A 22721-nucleotide genomic window follows, 5' to 3' on the forward strand; every position below is an offset into this window, starting at 1 on the left:
GGCACGGGGAGGCGTTGTTACCCGGACGCCCGCTTCTTCTCGACGATCTCGACCGCGCGCTGCACCGCCGCGTCGATCGACAGGAAGCTGGTATCGAGCGTCACCGCATCGGCCGCCTGCACCAGCGGCGCCTCGCTGCGCTGCGAGTCGCGTTCGTCGCGGGCGCGGATGTCGGCGAGCACTTTGTCGAGGCTGACGTTGATGCCGTTCTTGCGCAGTTCCAGGTGGCGGCGCTGGGCGCGGATCATCGGGGTCGCCTTGACGAACAGCTTCACCTCGGCCTCGGGCGCGATCACCGTGCCGATGTCGCGGCCGTCGAGCAGCGCGCCGCCCGGCTGCTGGGCGAAGCGCTTCTGCCGGGCGAGCAGCGCCGCGCGCACCAGCGGATGCGCCGAGACGATCGAGGCGGTCTGGCCCACTTCGTCAGTGCGCAGGAAGGGGTCGGCAAGCAGCGAATCGTCAAATCCGCAGGCAGCGACGGCATCGGCTTCCTTGCTCGGATCAAGGCCCTCGCGCAGTACCGTCGCGGCGACGGCGCGATAGAGCAGGCCGGTATCAAGATGCGGCAAGTTGTACTGGCGGGCGAGGGCGCGCGCGATGGTGCCCTTGCCCGAAGCTGCCGGGCCGTCGACTGCGATAATCATGCGGTTCCCTCGCGAGACCGGCGCCGCGCGTCAAGGGACTTGCCGTGAACCTGTCGCATCAGCCGGCGGTCAGCGCGTCCAGCGTGGCGAAGAAGTTCGGATAGCTGGTCGCCACCGGCGCGACGTCGTCGATTGCGATCGGCTGTTCGGCGGCGAGCGCGGCGACGGTCATGCTCATCGCGATGCGGTGGTCGAGCAGCGTCGCGACCTTGCCGCCGCCGGCGAGCGGCGCGCCGGCCGACCCCTGGATGGCGAGGCCGTCCTCGAACTCCTCGGTGACCACGCCGCAGGCTTCGAGCGCGGTGCGCATCGCGGCGATCCGGTCCGATTCCTTGACTCGCAGCTCGTGCGCGCCGCGGGCGACGGTGCGCCCCTCGGCCAGCGACGCGGCGACAAACAGCACCGGATATTCGTCGATCATGCTCGGCGCGAGATCGGCGGGTACTTCGATCGCCTTCAAGGGCGCATGGCGGACGATCAGATCGGCGACCGGCTCGCCGCCGACGGTGCGAGCGTTGGTCTCGGCGATGTCGGCACCCATCAGGCGCAGCGCGGTGATCAGGCCGGTGCGGGTCGGGTTAATGCAGACATTGGCGATGGTGATTTCCGATCCCGGCACGATCGACGCGGCGACCATCCAGAAGCCCGCGGACGAGGGGTCGCCGGGGACGACGATGTGCTGGGGCTTCAGCTCGGCCTCGCCGGTGATCGAGATGATCTTGCCGTCGGGGCCGTCCTCGACGGTCAGTTCGGCGCCGAAGCCGCGGAGCATCCGCTCGCTATGGTCGCGGGTGGGGACGGGCTCGATCACGCGGGTGATGCCCGGCGTGTTGAGGCCGGCGAGCAGAACGGCCGACTTCACCTGCGCGGAGGCGACGGGCAGGGTATATTCGATCGGCACCGCCGGACAGAGCCCACGCAGCATCAGCGGCAGGCGACCGCCGGGGCTGGCGGTGATCTCGGCGCCCATCCGGCTCAAGGGTTCGATCACGCGGCCCATCGGGCGGCCCGAGAGCGAGGCGTCGCCGGTGAAGGTGGCGGTGATGCCATGGCTCGCCACCAGGCCCATCAGCAGGCGGGTCGAGGTGCCGCTATTGCCCATGTCGAGTGCCTGGGTCGGCTGCTGCAGCCCGCCGACGCCGACGCCGTGAACGCGCCACACGCCGTCCTCGCCACGTTCCACCTGGGCGCCCATCGCGCGCATCGCGGCGGCGGTGGCGAGCACGTCCTCGCCCTCCAGCAGCCCTTCGATCCGGCTTTCGCCGACCGCGAGCGCGGAAAACATGATCGCGCGGTGGCTGATCGACTTGTCGCCGGGAACGGTAACGGTGCCGCGCAGCGGACCGCGGGCGGCGAGGGTGAGAGGGCGGGGATCGGTGTTCGACATGGGCGCGGCTTTGACAGGCGGCTTGCAGCATGGCAAGGCGCGCCCCACTTTCCGGGATCATATCCCGAAATCTCCGAACACAGCGAAAGGCGAAGAGGCAACACATGGTGAAGCCGGAATGGGGCACCAAGCGCAGCTGCCCGAAGTGCGGTACGCGCTTCTATGATCTGACCAAGGACGAGCCGGTCACCTGCATCAACTGCGGTTTCGCCTGGGAGCCCGAGCCCATCCTGAAGTCGAAGCAGCCGCTGCCGTTCGAGGCAGTGAAGGCCAATACCGACAAGCCGGAAGCGGAAGATTCCGATCTGGTGGGCGATGACGATCTGGACATCGGTGCGGACGACGAGGAGCCCTCGCCGGACGACGACGTCGATCTGGGCGGCGACGACGACCTGGGCGTCGAGACCGTCAGCGACGACGACGAGCAGTAATTCGAAAAAATTTTGGCAAGCGCGAAAAAGGCGCTTGCCAACCCCGCAAGGCCCTTATAGAGGGGCCGCCTTCCCGGGGAATGGGGCCGTAGCTCAGCTGGGAGAGCGTCGCAATGGCATTGCGAAGGTCAGGGGTTCGATCCCCCTCGGCTCCACCATTTCCCCCGGAATTTCCGGTCTGAAATCCGCCCTTCGGGGCACCCCCCTAGCGGCGCAAGGCGCTGCTTGGTCCAGGTCGAAGACGCGCCACGCGGCGCGTGCCGCTTTCTTTTTCTTTTTCACACCTGCTCCGGCCGGCTGGCTGCCCCAAGAGCGCATCCGCTGGAGCGTCCCGCCGCGGCGAGCGCCGGGGTCGTCGATATGCCCATCCGCACCGCCGCGCGCAGAACCGGGGCGCGCGCATCGCACCGCGCCCTGGCTCCGGGGCGATGGTCTTTCGGGTCGTCGATTGCTCAGCGCGCCTAGGGGCGTTCCTAGAGCATTCCCGAACCGTACGCCGCGCGGACCGGCCGTGTCCCCGGGCACCGAAGTCGTTACGAGCGTAACCGGGTCTTTCTTCACCCGCCGGTGGGTCGCCCTATACCAGCGTTCGATTTCGCGGCCGTATCGATCCTGTCATGAACGGCCGCAGCCGATCGGGCGCACCGCGCGCCAACATCGAATCGGCGTTGGTTCGGAGGAGTGCGGGGATGAGCGGAATCGAAACTATGCTGGGCGTCACGCGCCGCGAATTGCTGGAAGGCGCGCTGGCGGTGGGTACCGTCGCGGCGCTCGCACCGACGGCGCAGGCGATGGCCCAGGGCCACTCACATCATGGAGAAGCGAACATGGCTACCATCACGGTCAAGGACGGCACGACAATCTTCTACAAGGACTGGGGCCCCAAGACCGCCCAGCCGATCGTGTTCCACCATGGCTGGCCGCTGAGCGCGGACGATTGGGATGCGCAGATGCTGTACTTCCTGCAGCACGGCTACCGCGTGATCGCGCATGATCGCCGCGGTCATGGTCGTTCGACCCAGACCGACACCGGCAACGACATGGCGACCTATGCCGCAGACGTGATCGAACTGGCCGACGCGCTGGACCTGAAGAACGCCGTGCATATCGGCCACTCGACCGGCGGCGGCGAAGTCGCGGCCTATGTCGCGCGCTCCAAGCCGGGCCGTGTCGCCAAGGCCGTGCTGGTCGGCGCGATCCCGCCGATCATGGTCAAGACCGCCAGCAACCCCGGCGGCCTGCCGATCGAGGTGTTCGACGGCTTCCGCGCCGCGCTCGCCGCGAACCGCGCGCAATTCTACCTCGATGTGCCGTCGGGCCCGTTCTACGGCTTCAACCGTCCGGGTGCGAAGATCTCGCAGGGCATCATCCAGAATTGGTGGCGCCAGGGCATGATGGGCGGCGCGAAGGCGCAGTATGACTGCATCAAGGCCTTCTCGGAAACCGACCAGACCGAGGATCTGAAGAAGATTCAGGTGCCGGTGCTGTTCATGCACGGCGACGACGACCAGATCGTGCCGATCGCGGATTCGGCGATGCTGGGCGTGAAGCTGGTCAAGAATGGCGAGCTGAAGGTCTACAAGGGCTATCCGCACGGCATGCTGACCACGCACGCTGACGTGCTGAACCCCGATCTGCTGGCGTTCATCCGCAAGTGATGCGCTGACAAACGGGCCGCGTCTGCCAGTTCGGCGGCGCGGCCCTTTTTGCGTGTGCGGCCGGTTAAGCATGTTCGGCAACCGCTTGTTCACGTGCTGCTGCGACACTGGCGCATCGGAGTAGCGCCATGATCGCCACCAACATTGCCCTTACGGGGGCCCAGGCCAGCGTCGCGCGGATCAACGTCAGCGCGCAGAACGTCGCCAACGCCAATACCACCGGCGAGACCGTCAAGGCGGTGACGGCGGCGAATGCGATCGGCAAGACGGTCAACCACGCCTATCAGCCGATCGCGATCTATCAGGCAGCGGCTGCCGCGGGCGGCGTCAACGCCAAGCCGGTGCCGGCGGTGCCGGGCACGGGGCCGCGCTACGATCCCGAATCGCAGGATGCCGATGCGGATGGAAACATCGAAGCGCCCGACGTCGATTTCGCGAGCGAGGATGTCGAACAGCGCAAGGCGCTCTTCTCGTTTCGCGCGAACCTCTCGGTGATCAAGACCGAGGACCGGATGATGGGGGCGCTGCTGGACATGCGGGTCTGAGAGCGCCGGCCTTCTTCCCCGAACATGACGACCGTTCGCTCGAGTGGAAGCACCGACAGCGCCTCTAAATTCATCGTCATTCCCGCGAAGGCGGGAATCCATTTGCCAGGACGTCGGAGAAAAGAGCCGCGGCGTCACCACCAATGGATCCCCGTCTTCGCGGGGATGACGGGGTATTTTGTCGAGAGTAATGGCCCTCTCCCAGCAGGGAGAGGGCGTAGCGTGATCACGCCAGCGTCAGGCCGACGTTCACGTTGCCGCGGGTCGCGTTCGAATAGGGGCAGACCTGGTGCGCGGCGTCGACCAGCTTCTGGGCCTCTTCGCGATCCATGCCCGGCAGGCTGACCAGCAGATCGGCGGTGATGCCGAAGCCGCCTTCCGAACGCGGGCCGATGCCCACCGTTGCCGTGACCGTGACGTCGGCCGGAACCTTGATCTTCATGCCCGCACCGACCGCCTTGAGCGCGCCGATGAAGCAGGCCGAATAGCCCGCCGCGAACAGCTGCTCGGGATTGGTGCCGTCACCGCCGGCGCCGCCCAGTTCCTTCGGGGTCGAGAGCTTGACGTCGAGAACGCCGTCTTCCGAGCGTGCGCTGCCGTCACGGCCGCCGGTTGCAGTTGCCTTGGTGGTGTACTTCACATCGACCGACATCGGATGTCTCCTTTAAGTTCCGCGATAATCATTATCGCGATAAGTAGTAGATAGGCGAGGCTGCTCCCCTTGTCCAGAGAAATCTTTATCGCGATATATGTTTCATCCCGCTGCGCTTTGGCGGGGAGGAGTTTCTGCCCATGCCTGCCCCGCTTCCGCTCGACGGCCAGCTCTGCTTCTCGCTCTACAGCGCGAGCATGGCGATCACACGCGTCTACAAGCCGATCCTCGATCGGCTGGGGATCACCTATCCGCAATATCTGGTGCTCCATGCGCTGTGGGAGAAGGACGGCCGCACGGTGGGCGCGATCGGCGAGCGGCTCGCGCTCGAATCGAGCACGATCACGCCACTGGTGAAGCGGCTGGAGGCTGCCGGGCTGGTCGAGCGCCGCCGCAATCCGGAAGATGAGCGCCAGGTCCAGGTGTTCCTCACCGAGCAAGGCCAAGCGATCCGCGAGCAATGCGGCTGCCTGGGGGAGGCGATCCTCGAGAAGACCGATCTGACGCTCGATCGACTGGCTGCGCTGAATAGCGAAGCGCAGGCGCTGCGCGACTCGCTGGCGCGGGAGTGAGGGCGTTTCCGTCGCCTCACACCCTGACGTCATCCCCGCGAAGGCGGAGATCCATTGGCGCTGAACCCGCGGTTCTATTCCCCAGCGCCCTGGCAAATGGATTCCCGCCTTTGCGGGAATGACAATGGGGTTTGTGGTACGGCCAGCGCGCAATCCCTGGTTTGCCGCTCCGTCCCACCACGCTAAGGGACGATCACGCCCCCCAACATCTGCTGGACCCAATTTTCGATGCTGCGCCTGTCCGGACTTTCCCTGCCGCTAGACCATCCCGCCGATGCGATTGCCCCCGCGATCGCGGCGAGGCTGGGGGTGGCGCCGGCCGAGGTGCGCGGCTTCACTGTGTTCAAGCGCGGCAACGATGCCCGGCGGCGCAATGCGATCCTGCTGGTCTACACCGTCGACGTCGACCTGACGGATGAGGCCGAGGTGCTGGCGCGCCTCGCCGGTGACAAGGACGTGCGGCCGACCCCGGACATGACCTACCGCCCGCCGGTCCACGCGCCCGAAGGCTGGCAGGGTCTCCGTCCGGTGGTGATCGGCGCGGGGCCGTGTGGGCTGTTCGCCGGCCTGATCCTCGCCCGGATGGGCTTCCGCCCGATCATCGTCGATCGCGGCAAGATCGTGCGCGAGCGCACCAAGGATACCTGGGGCCTGTGGCGACGCTCCGAGCTCAATCCGGATTCGAACGTCCAGTTCGGCGAGGGCGGGGCGGGGACCTTCTCGGACGGGAAGCTCTATTGCCGGGTCAAGGACCCGCGCTTCCTCGGCCGCAAGGTGCTCGAGGAATTTGTGAAGGCCGGCGCGCCCGACGACATCCTGTGGCAGGCCCACCCGCATATCGGCACCTTCCGCCTCGTGACGATGGTGGAGAGCATGCGCCGCACCATCGAGGAACTGGGCGGCGAATATCGCTGGCAGACCCGCGTCGACGCGATCGAGCTCGACGGCGCGCGCAAGATGCGCGGCCTGCACCTGCACGACGGCAGCTTCCTGGAGGCCGACCATGTCGTGCTCGCGGTGGGCCATAGCGCGCGGCCGACCTTCGAGATGCTCCACCGCATGGGCGTGCATCTGGAGGCCAAGCCCTTCTCGATCGGCGTGCGGATCGAGCATCCGCAGAGCTGGATCGACCAGGCGCGCTTCGGCAATTGCGCCAAGCATCCGGACCTGGGTGCGGCCGCCTATGCGCTGTCGCACCACTGCGCCAATGGCCGCACGGTCTACAGCTTCTGCATGTGCCCGGGCGGGCGGGTGGTGGCGGCAACCTCGGAGGAGGGCCGCGTCGTCACCAACGGCATGAGCCAATATTCGCGCGCCGAGTTCAACGCCAATTCGGGCCTGGTCGTCGCGATCGATCCTGCGCGCGATTATCCCGGAGGGCCGCTCGCGGGCATCGAGCTCCAGCGCAAATGGGAGGACGCCGCTTTCCTCGCCGGCGGCTCCAACTACCATGCGCCGGGCCAGCTGGTCGGCGATCTGCTCGCCGGAAGGCCCTCGACCGCGCTGGGCCAGGTGGTGCCAAGCTACAAGCCGGGCGTCACGCCCACCGATCTCTCGGCCTGCCTGCCCGATTTCGTGATCGAGGCGTTCCGCGAGGCTCTGCCGGTGTTCGGCCGGCAGATCGCGCGCTACGACCATCCCGAGGCGGTGATGACCGGGGTGGAGACGCGCACCTCCTCGCCGCTGCGGATCACCCGCGGGGCGGATCTGCAGAGCCTCAACACGCCGCGCTTGTTTCCGGCGGGCGAGGGCGCGGGTTATGCCGGCGGCATCCTCTCGGCGGCGATCGACGGAATCAAGGTCGCCGAGGCGGTCGCGAAGAGCATGACGGCCGGTTAACCACCGGATTTTCCCGGGATCCCGGATCGCCACGGCGCCGTGTCTATAATGAACGGCGAAGGGAACGATTGTGCAGGATTACCGGGAAGCCGCGCGGCTCGACGCGCTGCATCAGCTGAAGCTGCTCGACACGCCCCCGAGCGAGCATTTCGACCGCATCACGCGGATGGCGGCGCAGATCTTCGGCCTGCCAATCGCGGCGGTGTCGCTGACCGACAGGGACCGGCAATGGTTCAAGTCGCGCGTCGGCGTGGAGCATTGCAGCATCCCGCGCGACAAGGCGCCTTGCGCGGAAGTCGCCGAAACGCGCGATTTGGTCGTGATCGAGGATTTCGCGACGCACGCTTGTTACGCGGACAGCCTGCTGGCCGAACATGGCACGCGCTTCTATGCCGGGGCGCCGCTGGTGACCAGGGAGGGCTATGGGCTCGGCGCGCTGTGCGTGCTGGGCGTCGAGCCGCGCATCGCCAAGCCCGAGGAACTGGCGGCGCTGACCGATCTCGCCGCCATGGTGATGGAGCAGATCGAGCTGCAGCATTCCTTCGGTCGCATCGACCCGATCAGCGGACTGCCGACGCGCGCCCAGTTCTGCGAGGACCTGTCCGATCTGGCGCTGGACTGCCCAGGACAGGCGCGTATTGCCGTGGTCGCCGATCTTGCCCGCGACGACCAGATCGCCAAGATCGTCGGGGCGATGGGCGCCGCCCGGCTCGATGAAATGGTGCGCGAGGCAGCGCACGCGATCCAGAACGTGCTCGGTCCGAACCGGACCGCCTATCATGTCGGCACGACTCAGTTCGCCTTCCTGTCGCCCCCCGACATGGAGGTGCAGGCCTATATCACGGTGCTCGAACGCGGCTTCGAGGTAATTCGGGCGACGTCGAGCGTCCGATTCGTCACCAGCGTGGCCATCGGCGTTCGCCCGTTCCGGTTGGGCGAAGTTACACCCGAAGACGTGCTGCGCGGCGCTGCCAGCGCGGCGCAGGACGCGCGCCGCATCGATGGTGCTATCGCGCTTTATTCCGAAGCGCGCGACCATGCGATGCGGCGACACTACGATCTGCTGCAAGATTTTGGCGCGGCGCTGGAAGCGGAGGATCAGCTGCGGCTGGTCTTCCAGCCGCGTGTCGACCTCGCCACGGGGCGCTGCCTCAGCGCGGAGACGCTGCTGCGCTGGCGCCATCCGACTCTGGGCGAAGTGTCGCCGGGCGAATTCATCCCGATTATCGAGCAAACAGCGTTGGCTCGCCCGACAACGCAATGGGTGCTGGAGCACGCGCTCGACCAGCTTGCCGCCTGGCAGGCGGCCGGGCTCGACCTGACGCTGTCGGTCAACATCTCGGCCGCCAACCTTATGGAAGCGGACCTGATCCAGCGCATCCAGCTGGCGCTGATCGCCCGCCAGCTGCGCCCCTCTCAGTTGGAGGTCGAACTCACCGAAAGCGCGATGATGGCGCAGCCGGAAAAGGCGCTGGCGATGCTGCGCGAGCTGGCCGAGGCGGGGATCGCGCTGGCGATCGACGATTTCGGTACGGGGCACAGCAGCCTTGCCTATCTCCAGCAGGTGCCCGCGCATGTCGTGAAGATTGATCAGGCCTTCGTGCGGGGGCTAAGCTCCGTTTCGGGTGCCGATTTTGTGCTGGTCGAGACGATGGTCGGCCTGCTCCACAAGCTCGGCCGCCGCATCGTGGCCGAGGGGGTGGAAACCGCAGAGGCCGCCGCGATCCTGGCCGGCATGGGCTGCGAGGAAGCACAGGGCTATTGGTTCGCACGGCCGCTGGAAGTGCCGGCCTTCGCCGAATGGATCGCGTCCCGGACTGCACTGGCAGCCTGAGCATTCCTCCCCCGGCACGGCGGGAGAGGACATGCTCTTGTTTCGCTATTACGCCGCTTCGTTGAACTGCAGCGCGGCCAGCCGAGCATAGAGCCCGCCCTGCGCCACCAGTTCGGCATGGGTGCCGGTCTCGACGATCCGCCCGCCGTCCATCACGATGATCCGCCCGGCCGCGCGCACAGTCGCGAGGCGGTGCGCGATCACCAGCGTGGTGCGGCCCTGCATCAGATGCTCGAGCGCATCCTGCACCAGCTTCTCGCTCTCGGCGTCGAGCGCGCTGGTCGCTTCGTCGAGCAGCAGGATCGGCGCGTCGCGGAGCAGAGCGCGGGCGATGGCGAGACGCTGGCGCTGCCCGCCCGAAAGCCGCGCGCCGCCTTCGCCGAGGAAGGTATCGAGCCCATCCGGCAGGCTGCGCAGGAACTCGGCGGCGTTGGCCGCCTCGGCAGCGGCCCAGATCGCTTCGTCGCTGGCGTCCCAGGCGCCATAGCGGAGATTGTCGCGGGCGCTGGCGGCGAAGATCACCGTCTCCTGCGGCACCATCGCGATGCGCGCGCGCACCTCCGCCGGATCGGCCTTGGGGACGGCGACGCCGTCGATGCGAATCTCGCCGCTTTCGGGGTCGTAGAAGCGCTGGAGCAGCTGGAACAGCGTCGACTTTCCGGCGCCCGAGGGGCCGACCACCGCCACCGTCTCGCCGGGTGCGACGAACAGCGAGAAGTCCTGCAGCGCCGAAACCTCGGGCCGCGTCGGATAGCGGAAGGTCACCGCGTCGAACGCGATCGCGCCTTCGGCCGGGCTGGGCAGCGCCACCGGATTGGCGGGCGGGGCGATGTCCGATTCCTGCTGGAGCAATTCCGCGAGCCGGCTGGCGGCGCCCGAGGCGCGCAGCAGATCGCCATAGACTTCGGTCAGCGCGCCGAACGAGCCGGTGACGAGGCCGGCTGTGATCACGAACGCCGTAATCGCGCCGCCGCTGATCTGGCCGGCGGCGACACCCGAGACCGCGTCCCACATGATCAGCGTGATCGCGGTGAACAGCAGGCCGATCACCAGCGCGGTCATGATCGCGCGGAGCGCAAAGCGCTTCTGCGCGGCGGCGAAGCTGCGCACCACCGCGTCCTGGAAGCGCTGGCCCTCGCGCCGCTCCTGCCCGAAGGCCTGGACGATCCGCATCGCGCCCAGCGTTTCGGAGGCGATCGCGCCGATATCGGCGACGCGGTCCTGGCTGGCGCGCGAATATTGCCGCACGCGCCCGCCCAGCCAGACGATCGGCAGCACGGTGAGCGGCATGCCGACGATCAGATAGGCGGCAATCTTGGGCGACAGCACGAACAGATAGATCACCCCGCCGATACCGGTCAGCAGGTTGCGCAGCGCGATCGACACGGTCGAGCCGACCACCTGCTCGACCAGCGCGGTGTCCGAGGTGAGACGCGAGGCGATCTCCGAGGGCCGGTTCTCCTCGAACCATTTCGGTGGCAGGCGCAGCAGGTTGCGGTGCACTGCAATGCGCAGGTCCGCCACGGTGCGCTCGGCCACCCAGGAGATGAAGAAGAAGCGCACTGCCGTCGCGATCGACAGCACCAGGATCACCGCGAGCAGGCCCTGGAAATAGATCCCGATCCTGCTGGTATCGGCACCGGCCGAAAAGCCGTTGTCGACGATCTGTTTGAAGGTGCGCGGGATCCACAGCGTCGCGGCGGACGAGGTGAGCAGCGACACCATCGCGACGGCGATCTGCAGCGGATAGCGGCGGGTGAACTGCCAGATGACCAGCAGGCTGCTGAGCTTGCGGCGCGGCGCCGGCGGCGGGGTCGTGTCGGCCATGGGGAAAGCGACTAGCGCGGTTCGCGGGGCAGGGGAACTACCTCCGTTTGTCTCGGTTCCGCATAGGTACGACGTTGCGGCGCACAACGCCGCCGTCTATATGAGTGGTAAGACAACCCCCGCTGCAGGGATCGGGGCACGGGGAAGGAATTTTATGCTGTACGACGCTTACGAATTCCAACGTTCGATGCTCGCAGGTGCGAGTGCTCTGGCCAATTTCGGCGCGGGGCTGCTCAACAATCCGGCCAATCCGTTCGCCTATTTCGGCGGCGGGCCGGTGATGGCCTCGGCGCTGGAGGTGTTCGCGCACGCCTCCGCACCGCGCGGCAAGCCCGAATTCGCGCTCGACTTCACCGAGATCGACGGCCGCCGGGTCGAGGTGCATGAGGAGATCGTGCTGCGGAAGCCGTTTGGCCAGCTCAAGCGCTTCGTCCGCGAAGGCGTCGAGGGCGGGCCGAAGCTGCTGATCGTCGCGCCGATGTCCGGCCATTATGCCACGCTGCTGCGCGGCACGGTGCAGCGGATGCTGCCGGTGGCCGATGTGTACATCACCGACTGGCGCGACGCGAAGCTGGTGCCGACCAGCGAAGGCCGCTTCGACCTCGACGACTATGTCGATTATGTGATCGATTTCCTCGCGCATATCGGCGCGGAGGGTGCGCCCCGCCCGCACATGCTGGCGGTGTGCCAACCCTCGGTGCCCTGCTATGCCGCCGCGGCGGTGATGAGCGCGGACAATCACCCCAATCGCCCGGCGACGCTGACCATGATGGGCGGCCCGATCGACACGCGCGAGGCGCCCACCGCGGTCAACACGCTGGCGACCGAGCGGCCGTACAGCTGGTTCGAGCACAACGTCATCGCCACCGTCCCGATGACCTATGCGGGTGCGGGTCGGAAGGTCTATCCCGGCTTCCTCCAGCTCGCCGGCTTCATGACGATGAACCTCGGCAACCACCTCATCTCGCATTGGGAGATGTTCAAGCATCTCGTCCAGGGCGACGACGAGAGCGCCGACGCGACGATGAAGTTCTACGAGGAATATCGTTCGGTCTGCGACATGACCGCCGAATTCTATCTCCAGACGATCGAAGTGGTGTTCCAGACCCACGCGCTGCCCAAGGGCGAGATGCTGCACCGCGGCCGCAAGGTCGATCCGGGCGCGATCAAGGACATCGGCATCCTCGCGATCGAAGGCGAGCGCGACGACATCTCGGGCATCGGCCAGACCAAGGCGGCGCTGACGATCGCGACCAACCTGCCGGAATCGCACAAGCAATACCATCTGGCCGAAGGCGTCGGCCATTACGGCATCTTCAACGGCTCGAAATGGCGCAACCGCATTGCGCCGGTCGTCGAGCAGTGGATGGCCACGCACGGCGGGTGAGCGATTTATCCCTCTCCCCACCGGGGAGAGGGTGGGGCCCGCTGCCGAAGGCAGTGGGAGGGAGAGGGGCAGTCCGGCTATCGAACGGCTAGGCGGCGCTTGCGCGCCGCTCACCCTCTCCAAGCTTCGCTATCCCCTCCCTCAAGGGAGAGGATAGCTAGGCCAGCTCAAATCCCCCCTTCGTCCAGGCTGAGCAGGGTCGCATTGCCGCCGGCGCTGGTCGTGTCCACCGACACCGCCCGCTCCGCGCAGAAGCGGTGCAGATAGTGCGGGCCGCCCGCCTTGGGACCGGTGCCCGACAGGCCCTCGCCGCCGAAGGGCTGCGAGCCCACCACCGCACCGATCATCGAGCGGTTGATGTACAAATTGCCCACCCGCGCCTCCGCCTCGACCAGCTCGGCCGAGCGGGCGATGCGGCTGTGCAGGCCCATGGTCAGCCCAAAGCCCTTCGCATTCACCCGCGCCACCGTCTCCGCGAGCGTGCCCGCCTTCCAGGTGGCGACGTGGAGGATCGGCCCGAACCATTCGCGGGTCAGGTCCTCGGGCCGGTCGATGCGGATCATTGTCGGCGGCACGAACAGGCCGGTGGCGGGCACCGGCACGGTCTTGATCCACTGGGCCTTGGCGCTGTCGCGATAGGCTATCAGCTTGTCGTACGCCGCCTGGTCGATCACCGGGCCGATATCGGTGCGCGGATCGGCGGGGTCGCCGAGGATCAGCAGCTCCATCGCGCCGCGCAGCATCTCGATCACGCCCTCGGCGATCTCTTCCTGCAGCAACAGCAGCCGCAGCGCCGAGCAGCGCTGCCCGGCGGAGCGGAAGGCCGAGGTCAGCACGTCGGCCACCACCTGCTCGGGCAGGGCGGTCGAATCGACGATCATCGCGTTGATGCCGCCGGTCTCGGCGATCAGCGGCACCAGCGGGCGGTCGTTGCCTTCCAGCAGCGCGGCGGCGATCTTCTTGGCGGTCGGCGTCGAGCCGGTGAACGCCACTCCGGCGATGCGATGGTCGGAGGTGAGCGCGGCGCCGACTTCCGGCCCGCCGGTCACCAGCACCAGCGCATCCTCGGGCACGCCCGCCTGATGGGCGAGGCGCACCGCGGCGCGGGCGATCTCCGGCGTCTGCGGCGCGGGCTTGGCGACTACGGCGTTACCCGCGACCAGCGCGGCGGCGGTCTGGCCGAGGAAGATCGCCAGCGGGAAGTTCCACGGTGCGATCGTCGCCCACACGCCGCGGCCTTCCATGCGCAGCTCGTTGCGCTCGCCCGTCGGCCCGGGGAGGGTGATCGGCGCGAGGCCGGTGCGCGCCTGGAGCGCATAGTAGCGGCAGAAATCGGCGGCCTCGCGGACCTCGCCGAGAGCATCGGGGATGGTCTTGAAGGCTTCCTTGACGGCCAGCGCCATCAGCTCGATGCGGTTTTCCTCGAGCAGGTCGGCGAGGCGCTCGAGGATCGCGGCGCGCGTGGCGAGCGGGGTGGCCGCCCAGCCGGGGAAGGCGGCTGAGGCGCGGTCGATGGCTGAAGCAACCCCCTCCCGCGTGCGGGAGGGGGCAGGGGGTGGGCCCCCGGCTTCCACAGCCGGTTCGCTGGTGGTGAGCGTGGGCCCACCCCCCGGCCCCCTCCCGCGCGCGGGAGGGGGAGAGGCTGCAATCGCCGCCGCCGTCTCTGCAAGGATGGTCCGCTCGGCGAGATCGATCCCGCCCGAGTTCTTCCAAGCGCCGAACAGATCGACTGGCAGGGGAATGCTCGGATGCCGCGTGCCGCCAACGGCCGCGATCTTCTCCACCGGATCGGCGAGCAGCTCGGCTTCGCTCAACTGCTCGTCGGCCAGCTGGTGGACGAAGCTGGAGTTGGCGCCGTTCTCGAGCAGGCGGCGGACGAGGTACGCCAGCAGGTCGCGGTGCCCACCCACCGGCGCATAGATGCGGCAGTGATAGCCCTGTTCGTTGACCAGCCGCTCGTACAGCCCTTCGCCCATGCCATGGAGCCGCTGGAACTCGAAGTCGCGGCTGTCACCGGCCCAGTCGAGGATGGTGGCGACGGTCAACGCATTGTGGCTGGCAAAGGCAGGCACGATGTTCTTCGCCGCCAGCATGTCGCGCGCGCAGGCGAGGTACGACACGTCGGTCGCCGCCTTGCGGGTGAACAGGGGATAGTCCGCCAGGCCCTCGACCTGGGTGCGCTTGATCTCGCTGTCCCAATAGGCGCCCTTGACCAGGCGGACGTGCATCGGCCGGCCGAGATCGTCGGCCCAGCCGATCACCGCGCGGGCGCGCTTGCCATAGGCCTGTACCGCCATGCCGAAGCCGTTCCAGCCGCGCAGCTCGGGCCGCCTTGCGACCGAACCGATGATGTCGAGGCTCATCTCCAGCCGCTCGCTCTCCTCCGCGTCGACGGTGAGCGGGATGCCCTGCGCCGCCGATTCCGAGGCGAGCTGGGCCAGCATGTCGGTCAGCTCGGGCACGCAGCGATCATATTGCGCGACTTCGTAGCGCGGGTGCAGCGCGGAGAGCTTCACCGAGATCGAATGGCCCGCCTTGGGATCGCGGCCGACCGCGCGGATTGCCTCGAAATAGGCCTGGAAATAGCGTTCGGCATCGGCCTTGGTGCGCGCGGCCTCGCCCAGCATGTCGAAGCTGGCGGTGAAGCCCTTGTTCTCGGGCTTCTTCATCCGCTTCATCGCCTCGTCGATGGTGCGGCCCATCACGAACACCTCGCCCATCCGCTTCATCGCGGCGCCCACCGCCTGGCGGACGAAGGGCTCGCCGGCGCGCGAGATCAGGCGGCGGAGCACGCCCGTCTTCTCGTCGCCGACCAGCGCGCGGCCCAGCATCAGGCCCCAGGTCGCCGAATTGACCAGCACCGAGTTCGACTTGCCCGAATGCGCTTTCCAGTCGGCATCGCCGATCTTGTCGGCGATCAGCAGGTCGGCGGTTTCGGGATCGGGCACGCGCAGGAACGCCTCGGCCAGGCTGAGCAGCGCCACGCCCTCAGACGAGTTCAGCCGGTATTCCTGGAGGAACTGGTTCACCCAGCCGCGATTCTGCGCGGCGCGCAGGTCCGCCAGCAGCGCCAGCGCGTGGTCCATCACCCGCTCGCGCGAATCGGGCGTGAGTCGCGCCCGCTCCAGAAGCGGTTTTAGAACATCGGGTTCGGCCGCACGGTGCAGCTTGGCCATCGATTTGCGGTGGTGTGACGGTACGGCAGTCGGCATTTTCCAGTTTCCGGTCGGCTAAAGCTTGCAGGGAGGCCGGTGGCCCCACTAGATATGGCGTGCCTATGAAAGATAATTACGCGAGAGGATAGTCTTGGCGGCGACCGTCACCCCGCAGGAGATGGCCGAACGGGTCGGCACCGAGCATGTCTCGGACTGGGTGGAGGTCACCCAGGCGATGATCGACCAGTTCGCAGAGGCGACCGGCGACCACCAGTTCCTCCATGTCGATCCGGTGCGCGCGGCCGAGACTCCGTTCGGCGGCACGATCGCGCATGGCTTCCTCTCGCTGTCGCTGATGCCGATGCTCGCCGCGCGCACCGATGCGCCGGCGATCGAGGGCGTGCGGATGGGGGTGAACTATGGAGGGAACAAGGTTCGGTTCCTCACGCCGGTGCGCTCGGGCAAGCGGGTGCGCGGGCGCTTCACGCTCAAGAAGTTCGTCGAGCGCAAGCTCGGCGTCTGGGAACAGGTGCAGGAATATCAGCTCGAGATCGAAGGCGAGGAGAAGCCGGCGGTGATCGCCGAGTGGATCGCGCTGATTTACGTCTAATTTCCCCTCCCGCAAGCGGGAGGGGAGCGAAGAAGGAAGGACAGGAAATGCGCTCCGCAGTCATCGTTTCCACCGCCCGCACGGGCATCGGCCGGGCCTATCGCGGGGCGTTCAACGCCACGCCGGCGCCGACGCTGGGCGCGCACGCGATCCGCGCGGCGGTCGAGCGGGCAGGGCTAGAGCCGGGCCAGGTCGACGACGTCGTGTTCGGCGCCGCGCTCCAGCAGGGCAGCCAGGCGCCCAACATCGCCCGCCTCGCGCTGCTCCGCGCCGGCCTGCCGGTCGAAGTGCCGGGCATGTCGATCGACCGCCAGTGCGCCTCGGGCCTGATGGCGATCGCGACGGCGGCCAAGCAGATCGTCGTCGACAATATGGACATCACCCTTGGCGGCGGTGTCGAATCGATCAGCCTCGTCCAGACCCCGCAGATGCGCGTCGAGCCCGATCGCGAGCTGATCGCGATGCACAACGACACCTATATGCCGATGCTCCAGACCGCTGAAGTGGTCGCCGCACGCTACGGCATCGGCCGCGAGGCGTGCGACGCCTATGCCCTCCAGTCGCAGCAGCGCACCGCCGCCGCGCAGGCTGCGGGCAAGTTCGACGACGAGATCGTGCCGGTCACCGCGACGATGAACCTGGTCAACAAGGAGACCAAGGAAGTCTCGCAGAAGGAAATCACGCTTGCCAAGGACGAGGGCAATCGTCCGGAAACGACGCTGGAGGGCCTGCAGGCGCTCCAGCCGGTGGTGCCCAACGGCACCGTCACCGCGGGCAATGCCAGCCAGCTGTCCGACGGCGCTTCGGCCGCGGTGCTGATGGAGGAGAAGCTTGCCGAGCAGCGCGGCCTCACCCCGCTCGGCCGCTATATCGGCATGGCGGTGGCGGGCACCAAGCCCGACGAGATGGGCATCGGCCCGGTCTATGCCATTCCCAAGCTGCTCGAGCGCTTCAACCTGAAGATGGACGATATCGGCCTGTGGGAGCTCAACGAGGCGTTCGCGGTGCAGGTGCTCTATTGCCGCGACAAGCTGGGCATCCCCAATGAACTGCTCAACGTGAACGGCGGCGCCATCTCGATCGGCCACCCGTACGGCATGTCGGGCGCGCGGATGACCGGCCATGCGCTGATCGAAGGCAAGCGCCGCGGTGCCAAATATGTCGTCGTGACGATGTGCATCGGCGGCGGCATGGGCGCGGCGGGTCTTTTCGAGACGCTCTAAGGGGTTGACCGGAGGGTGTGCTGCGCTGCACCCTCCGGCCCATGACAGCAGCCAGCTATCGCGACGGGGTGTCGCTGCGGAACGGCCTCCGCGCCATCGGCCAGAGCTTCGTGTTCCACGGGCGCTCGACGCGCAGCGAGCTGACCAGCGCGCTGATCCTGATCGCGATCGGCGAGCTGCTGTTGTTCCTCGGCTTCCACTTCTTCCATCCGCCGACGCCGCTCAACCTCACGGTCTTCTGGCGCCGCGTCGCGGTGGAGGAGGCGCTGGCGCTGGCGCTGTTCGTGCCGCTGATCGGGCTGATCGTGCGGCGGCTGCACGATGTCGGGCTGCCGGCGATCCCGGGCCTGCTGCTTGCCGCGATCGGGGTGGCGGGCGATCTGGACCGCACCCAGGTGGCGATCGGGCTGCATCCCGGCGTGCCGATGCTGCCGCTGGCGGGGCAAGTCGCGCTCGCGATTCTGGCAGTCGCGCTCTACTGGTCGCCGGCCATCGGCGCCAATCGTTTCGGTGCGGACCCGCGAATTGTCTGAAATTCGCGTGAAAATCAAACTAATTGCGGCTTGTTTATTGCTACGGTAACCATTGTTAGCGATATCGCCTGGGCGAGCTTCGAGAAGAAGCCGGCAGGGGAGAGAGGGCTCGATGGAAGATGGCGTGGCGCTGGTGGCCGATATCGGCCGACAATCGGTTCGCTTCGGCCTGACCGGCGGCGCGGAAGGCGACGAGCCGCGCGAGATCAAGCGCTTTTCGAACGCCGACCATCAGACCTTCACCAGTGCCCTTGTGGCATATCTTTGCGGCGTCGGCCTGCGCGATGCGCGGCTGCCGAGCGTGCTTGCCGTCGCCGGTGCGGTGCGCGGCGACCTGATCAACCTCACCGGCAGCCGCTGGTACATCTCGCTTGCGGGTGTCGAAGCGGTGCTGCGCGAGAAGCCGTTGGCGCTCAACGAATGCGCCGCCAACGCGCTGGCGCTTACCCGGCTTCCGCCGACAACGTTTACCGCGCTCCCGGGCGCCGCGCCCAAGCCGATCGCGCCGGGCGGCAACTATGCCGTGATCGGGGTCGGCACGGGCCTCGGCGTCGCCGCGCTGATAGGTGCCGACGGTCGCCATGTGCCCGTTCAGAGCGAGGCGGGGCATATCGGCTTTGCTCCCCAGAACGGCGACGAGGAGCGGTTCGCGACCTTCTGCAAGGCGCGCGGCGGGCTGGTCGAGGTCGAGACCCTGCTCAGCGCCAACGGGCTGCTGCTCGCCTATGAGGCGCTGTCCGGCGGCAAGCGGCTGCCCGCGCCGGAGGATGTGACCCGCAACGCCGGCCGCGATCCGATCGCCGGCGCGGTGGTGCGGATGTTCGTCGAGCATCTCGGCGCGTTTGTCGGCGATCTGGCGCTGACCTTCGATGCCTGGGACGGCGTGTTCCTCACCGGCGCGATCGCCCGTGCGCTGGAGACTCAGCTGAAGCAGCCCGGCTTCCGCCGCCGGATGGAGGCGCGCACCGCCTTCCGCCGCCAGCTCGCCGAAACCCCGGTGGCGCTGGTCAACCGCGCCGACCTCGAACTGATCGGCGCCGCCGCCGCGATCCGGAACGCCTGAGCGGACCTGCACGTTACGGCCAGGTATCCAAACTCGGGAGACGATCATGGCCGACACGGTCGAACTGAAGAAGCATTTCTGGTCCAAGCTGGCGGACAGCCCCTTCGTGATGGCGGGCCTGCAGGACGGCCAGCACAGCGAGCCGCTGACCGCGCAGCTCGACGAGGACCAGGTCGACACGATCTTCTTCTTCATCGGCAAGGACAACCGCATGGCCAAGGGCGGCGCGGCGATGCTCCAGTTCGTCTCCAAGGGGCACGACTTTTTCGCCTGCCTATCGGGAACGGCGCGCGTCGACAACGACTTCGCGATGATCGACAAGCTGTGGAACAGCCAGGTCGAAGCCTGGTTTCCGGGCGGCAAGCAGGACCCGAACCTCGCGCTGCTCCGCGTCGACATCGACGATGCCGAGCTGTGGGAGACGGACATGTCGCTCACCGGCAAGGTGAAGATGCTGTTCGGCGGCACGATCAAGTCGGACGAGACCGGCAGCCACGCCAAGGTCGAGACCACGGCGGAGCGCTGAGCCGAGATTGACCGCGCGACGCGGCTGGGCGATCCAGGGGCCATGGGTCCTTCGCTCGCTCACCGCGTCCGCACCGAGGCGCATGCCGTATGGCTCGCCATCCGCGATCCGCGTACGCCCCTGGCGGCGCGGATCGTTGGCATCCTGGTCGCGGCCTATGCGCTGTCGCCGATCGACCTGATCCCCGATTTCGTCCCCGTGCTCGGGCTGGTGGACGATGCCATCCTGATCCCGCTCGGCGTCTGGCTGTTCGAGCGGCTGATCCCGGCCGAGCAGTTTGCCGAGCACCGCGCGGCGGCCGAGGACGCGAGCCACCGGCCGGTGAGCTGGGGCGGGGTCGCGATCGTGTTGGGCGTCTGGGCGCTTCTGGCTTGGGGCGTGTGGAGCTGGCTGGTGACGAAATATGATTGAGGGGCGGTCAACCTCACCCCCTTCGTCATTCCGGCGAAAGCCGGAATCCATTGGCGTCACCGGATCGGCGCCTGCCGCAGCCTAATGGCGGATGGATCCCGGCTTTCGCCGGGATGACGGCTGAGAGTATGTGGCTGCTCCTCAGCGCTCGCCCTCTTCCTTGTCCACCCGCATCACGGGCGTCACGTCCGGATAGGGCATGATGATCCGCCCGTCGGGTGCCGCGGTGAAGGTGGTCTGGGTCGGATAGGGGATGCTGATCCCCTCTTCCGCCAGCTTGCGGACGATGGCGATGAGGATGCGGTCGCGCGTCGGGTGGCCCACGTCCCAGTTCCCGGTCGCAACCTCGGCGATCAGTTCATAGTCGATCGAGCTCGCGCCGAACCCCACAAAGCCGTTGCGCACCGCGGTCGCGCCGTTCGCCTCGACGATCTCCTTGAACATCTCCGGCAGCCGCTCGAGCTTCTCCGGCGGCGTCTCATAGGCCACGCCGATCTTGAACGGCAGGCGGATGCGGGTGCGATCGGTAAGGTTCTGCAGCTCCTTGTCGAGCAGCTGGCGGTTCGAGATGATGTGCATCTCGCCGTCGAACGAGCGGACGCGGGTGGACTTGAGGCCGATTTCGGCGACCGTGCCGCTGGTCTGGTCGAACTTGATGTTGTCGCCGACGCGGAAGGGGCGGGTGAACAGGATCGACAGCGCCGCGATCAGGTCTCCGAAGATGCCCTGCGCGGCAAGACCGATGGCGATGCCGCCGACGCCGAGACCGGCGACCAGGCCGGTCACGTTCACCCCGATATTGCCGAGCACCATCACCAGCGCGATCGCGAACAGCGCGATCGAGATCAGCAGCCGGATGATGCCGACGGCGCTCGCCAGGCTCTCGCTGGGGCTGTCACCGCGGGTGCGGTGCTCGATCAGCCCGAAGATCACCTCGCGAACCCAGATCGCCACCTGGAACGTCACTGCGATGGTGAACAGGAAGGTGATCGTCTTGTCGAGCAGCGGCGGCGTCTCGGCGACGTTCACCACCAGCCGGATCGCGGTCATCACGATGAAGAAATTGTTGGTGCGCGAAATCGTGCGGCCGAAGATCGTGTACCAGTTGGCGCCGTTGCCGTCGCTGTTGCGGCACAGCCGCATGCCCCAGGAGCGCAGCGTGTGGAGGAACAGCGCGATGCCGATCGCGATGCCGGTGGCGACCAGGATGCTCAGCCAATGGTCGGCGATCCAATCGGGCGTGTCGCCGATGAAGGCCTGGAGCTGGCGCTCGAAATGGGAGGGCTTTGCGCGTGCGGTGATCAGCATCTTTTCTCGTCAGGCTGCCTTGGCGGGCTGTTCGGCCGGATCGGTCTCCAGGAAGACGATCAGGCCGCGTTCGTAGCGGTCGAGGTACTGCGTCGTGCGGGGCAGGTGCAACCCGGCGCGGAACAGCGCCTGCCCCGGCTTGTCGCGCGCCAGCTCGATCAGCCGCGGATGGACATAGGATTTGCGGGCAATGGCGGGGGTGTTGCCCAGCGCCTCGGTTACGGGCTCAAGCAGGGTCTTGAGGCCGATGGGCTCGGGTGCCTCCGCCAGGGTGCGATAGGCGATCACGCTCGCCCCCCAGGTGCGGAAATGCTTGGCGCTGAAATGCTCGCCCATCGCCTCGCGGATATAGGCGTTGACGTCGCTGGACGTGACCGGATGCGCCTCGCCGGAATCGTCGATCCAGCGGAACAGGTTCTGCCCCGGCAGGTCCTGGCAGCGCTTGACGAAGCGGCTGAGCGACTTGTCGGTTACCGTCATCACCCGCAGCTTGCCGGACTTGGCGCGGAACTGGAGCTTGAGCGTGCCGCCGGCGACCTTCACGTGCCGCTTGCGCAGCGTGGTTGCGCCGAAGCTCTTGTTCTCCTGCGCATAAGTCTCGTTGCCAACGCGGATCGAGCCGAGGTCGAGCAGCCGGACGACGGCGGCGACGGCCTTGTCCTTGCACAGTCCGCGCAGGCGCAGATCGGATTCCACCTTGCGGCGCAGGCGCGGCAGGCGCTCGCCGAACATGCCGCAGCGATCGTACTTCGCCGCCTCCTGGGCCTCGCGGAAACCGGTGTGATAGCGATACTGCTTGCGGCCCTTCCCGTCATAGCCGGTCGCCTGGATATGGCCGTTGGGGTCGGGGCAGAACCAGGCATTCTCATAGGCGGGCGGCAGGCCGATCGCGTTCAGCCGGTCGATCACATCGCGGTCGGTGATGCGGGTGCCGTCCGCGTGGAAATAGCCCCAGCCGTGGCGCATCTTGCGCCGGGTGATGCCGGGGGCCTGGTCTTCGACATAGACGATCTCGGCGCTGTCCATCGCGGCTCCTTGGGGCAGAGCCCAGGGAAATGCGCCGCAGCAACAATTCGTTCCGGAACAAGGAAAGGGGGCTCCGGGTTGGCCCGGCAT

General features: G+C 67.4%; 20 protein-coding genes and 1 tRNA gene. 14 read left to right on the forward strand and 7 right to left on the reverse strand.

Annotated elements, in window-relative coordinates; genetic code table 11:
• Positions 1 to 17: 17 nt before the first annotated feature.
• The gene (locus tag CA234_RS02600; RefSeq protein ID WP_125972791.1) at positions 18 to 644 is read right to left on the reverse strand and encodes a d(CMP) kinase; all 627 of its coding nucleotides are present in this window, start codon (positions 642 to 644) and stop codon (positions 18 to 20) included.
• 58 nt (positions 645 to 702) lie between these two features.
• Positions 703 to 2031 (reverse strand): 3-phosphoshikimate 1-carboxyvinyltransferase, encoded by a 1329-nt coding sequence (gene aroA / locus CA234_RS02605; protein ID WP_126000790.1) that lies wholly within the window; start codon positions 2029 to 2031, stop codon positions 703 to 705.
• Positions 2032 to 2135: 104 nt separating this feature from the next.
• Here aroA and CA234_RS02610 point away from each other — a divergent pair, with 104 nt between their 5' ends.
• From CA234_RS02610 to CA234_RS02625, 4 genes are all read left to right on the forward strand, one after another.
• Positions 2136 to 2462: a TIGR02300 family protein gene (locus tag CA234_RS02610; RefSeq protein ID WP_121074901.1), complete on the forward strand. Its 327-nt coding sequence runs from the start codon at positions 2136 to 2138 to the stop codon at positions 2460 to 2462.
• An 82-nt stretch (positions 2463 to 2544) separates the two neighbouring features.
• Positions 2545 to 2620: transfer RNA gene (locus tag CA234_RS02615), tRNA-Ala, on the forward strand.
• Between the two features lie 669 nt (positions 2621 to 3289).
• Positions 3290 to 4120: an alpha/beta hydrolase gene (locus tag CA234_RS02620; protein ID WP_125972912.1), complete on the forward strand. Its 831-nt coding sequence runs from the start codon at positions 3290 to 3292 to the stop codon at positions 4118 to 4120.
• Between the two features lie 128 nt (positions 4121 to 4248).
• Positions 4249 to 4665, forward strand: coding sequence for a flagellar biosynthesis protein FlgC (locus CA234_RS02625; protein WP_125972787.1), 417 nt, complete (start codon positions 4249 to 4251; stop codon positions 4663 to 4665).
• Positions 4666 to 4891: 226 nt separating this feature from the next.
• On the opposite strand, the gene CA234_RS02635 is transcribed toward CA234_RS02625, so the two are convergent.
• Positions 4892 to 5317, reverse strand: coding sequence for an organic hydroperoxide resistance protein (locus CA234_RS02635; protein ID WP_125972783.1), 426 nt, complete (start codon positions 5315 to 5317; stop codon positions 4892 to 4894).
• A gap of 140 nt (positions 5318 to 5457) precedes the next feature.
• On the opposite strand from CA234_RS02635, the gene CA234_RS02640 reads away from it, so the two are divergent.
• From CA234_RS02640 to CA234_RS02650, 3 genes are all read left to right on the forward strand, one after another.
• Entirely contained in the window at positions 5458 to 5889 is a 432-nt protein-coding gene (locus CA234_RS02640; protein WP_125972781.1) for a MarR family transcriptional regulator, read from the forward strand.
• 228 nt (positions 5890 to 6117) lie between these two features.
• Positions 6118 to 7728 (forward strand): FAD-dependent protein, encoded by a 1611-nt coding sequence (locus CA234_RS02645; RefSeq protein ID WP_125972779.1) that lies wholly within the window; start codon positions 6118 to 6120, stop codon positions 7726 to 7728.
• Between the two features lie 70 nt (positions 7729 to 7798).
• The gene (locus CA234_RS02650) at positions 7799 to 9562 is read left to right on the forward strand and encodes a GGDEF and EAL domain-containing protein (RefSeq protein WP_126000791.1); all 1764 of its coding nucleotides are present in this window, start codon (positions 7799 to 7801) and stop codon (positions 9560 to 9562) included.
• A 48-nt stretch (positions 9563 to 9610) separates the two neighbouring features.
• On the opposite strand, the gene CA234_RS02655 is transcribed toward CA234_RS02650, so the two are convergent.
• Positions 9611 to 11389: an ABC transporter transmembrane domain-containing protein gene (locus CA234_RS02655; protein ID WP_125972775.1), complete on the reverse strand. Its 1779-nt coding sequence runs from the start codon at positions 11387 to 11389 to the stop codon at positions 9611 to 9613.
• A gap of 154 nt (positions 11390 to 11543) precedes the next feature.
• Here CA234_RS02655 and phaZ point away from each other — a divergent pair, with 154 nt between their 5' ends.
• Positions 11544 to 12776 carry a polyhydroxyalkanoate depolymerase gene (gene phaZ / locus CA234_RS02660; protein ID WP_125972773.1) on the forward strand — a complete coding sequence of 411 codons (1233 nt, stop codon included), beginning with the start codon at positions 11544 to 11546 and terminating at the stop codon, positions 12774 to 12776.
• A gap of 167 nt (positions 12777 to 12943) precedes the next feature.
• Here the strand turns inward: phaZ and putA are convergent, their stop codons facing one another.
• Complete coding sequence (gene putA / locus CA234_RS02665) at positions 12944 to 15988, reverse strand: bifunctional proline dehydrogenase/L-glutamate gamma-semialdehyde dehydrogenase PutA (RefSeq protein WP_126000792.1); 3045 nt, start codon at positions 15986 to 15988, stop codon at positions 12944 to 12946.
• 121 nt (positions 15989 to 16109) lie between these two features.
• On the opposite strand from putA, the gene CA234_RS02670 reads away from it, so the two are divergent.
• The 6 genes from CA234_RS02670 to CA234_RS02695 all read left to right on the forward strand — a co-directional run bounded on the left by CA234_RS02670 (position 16110) and on the right by CA234_RS02695 (position 20297).
• Positions 16110 to 16541, forward strand: coding sequence for a MaoC family dehydratase (locus CA234_RS02670; RefSeq protein ID WP_125972910.1), 432 nt, complete (start codon positions 16110 to 16112; stop codon positions 16539 to 16541).
• Between the two features lie 47 nt (positions 16542 to 16588).
• On the forward strand, positions 16589 to 17764 hold the full coding sequence (locus CA234_RS02675) for an acetyl-CoA C-acyltransferase (protein ID WP_126000793.1): 1176 nt from the start codon (positions 16589 to 16591) through the stop codon (positions 17762 to 17764).
• A 41-nt stretch (positions 17765 to 17805) separates the two neighbouring features.
• Entirely contained in the window at positions 17806 to 18297 is a 492-nt protein-coding gene (locus tag CA234_RS02680) for a DUF805 domain-containing protein (RefSeq protein WP_241213197.1), read from the forward strand.
• A gap of 112 nt (positions 18298 to 18409) precedes the next feature.
• Positions 18410 to 19360 (forward strand): glucokinase, encoded by a 951-nt coding sequence (locus CA234_RS02685; RefSeq protein ID WP_125972767.1) that lies wholly within the window; start codon positions 18410 to 18412, stop codon positions 19358 to 19360.
• Between the two features lie 46 nt (positions 19361 to 19406).
• Positions 19407 to 19886 (forward strand): pyridoxamine 5'-phosphate oxidase family protein, encoded by a 480-nt coding sequence (locus tag CA234_RS02690; RefSeq protein ID WP_125972765.1) that lies wholly within the window; start codon positions 19407 to 19409, stop codon positions 19884 to 19886.
• 42 nt (positions 19887 to 19928) lie between these two features.
• The gene (locus tag CA234_RS02695; protein ID WP_125972763.1) at positions 19929 to 20297 is read left to right on the forward strand and encodes a YkvA family protein; all 369 of its coding nucleotides are present in this window, start codon (positions 19929 to 19931) and stop codon (positions 20295 to 20297) included.
• A gap of 141 nt (positions 20298 to 20438) precedes the next feature.
• Here the strand turns inward: CA234_RS02695 and CA234_RS02700 are convergent, their stop codons facing one another.
• Positions 20439 to 21605, reverse strand: coding sequence for a mechanosensitive ion channel family protein (locus CA234_RS02700; RefSeq protein WP_125972761.1), 1167 nt, complete (start codon positions 21603 to 21605; stop codon positions 20439 to 20441).
• Positions 21606 to 21614: 9 nt separating this feature from the next.
• Positions 21615 to 22631 (reverse strand): DNA topoisomerase IB, encoded by a 1017-nt coding sequence (locus CA234_RS02705; protein ID WP_126000794.1) that lies wholly within the window; start codon positions 22629 to 22631, stop codon positions 21615 to 21617.
• Positions 22632 to 22721 lie beyond the last annotated feature (90 nt).

This window comes from Sphingomonas sp. ABOLE, assembly GCF_003950455.1.
GTDB lineage: Bacteria > Pseudomonadota > Alphaproteobacteria > Sphingomonadales > Sphingomonadaceae > Sphingomonas > Sphingomonas trueperi.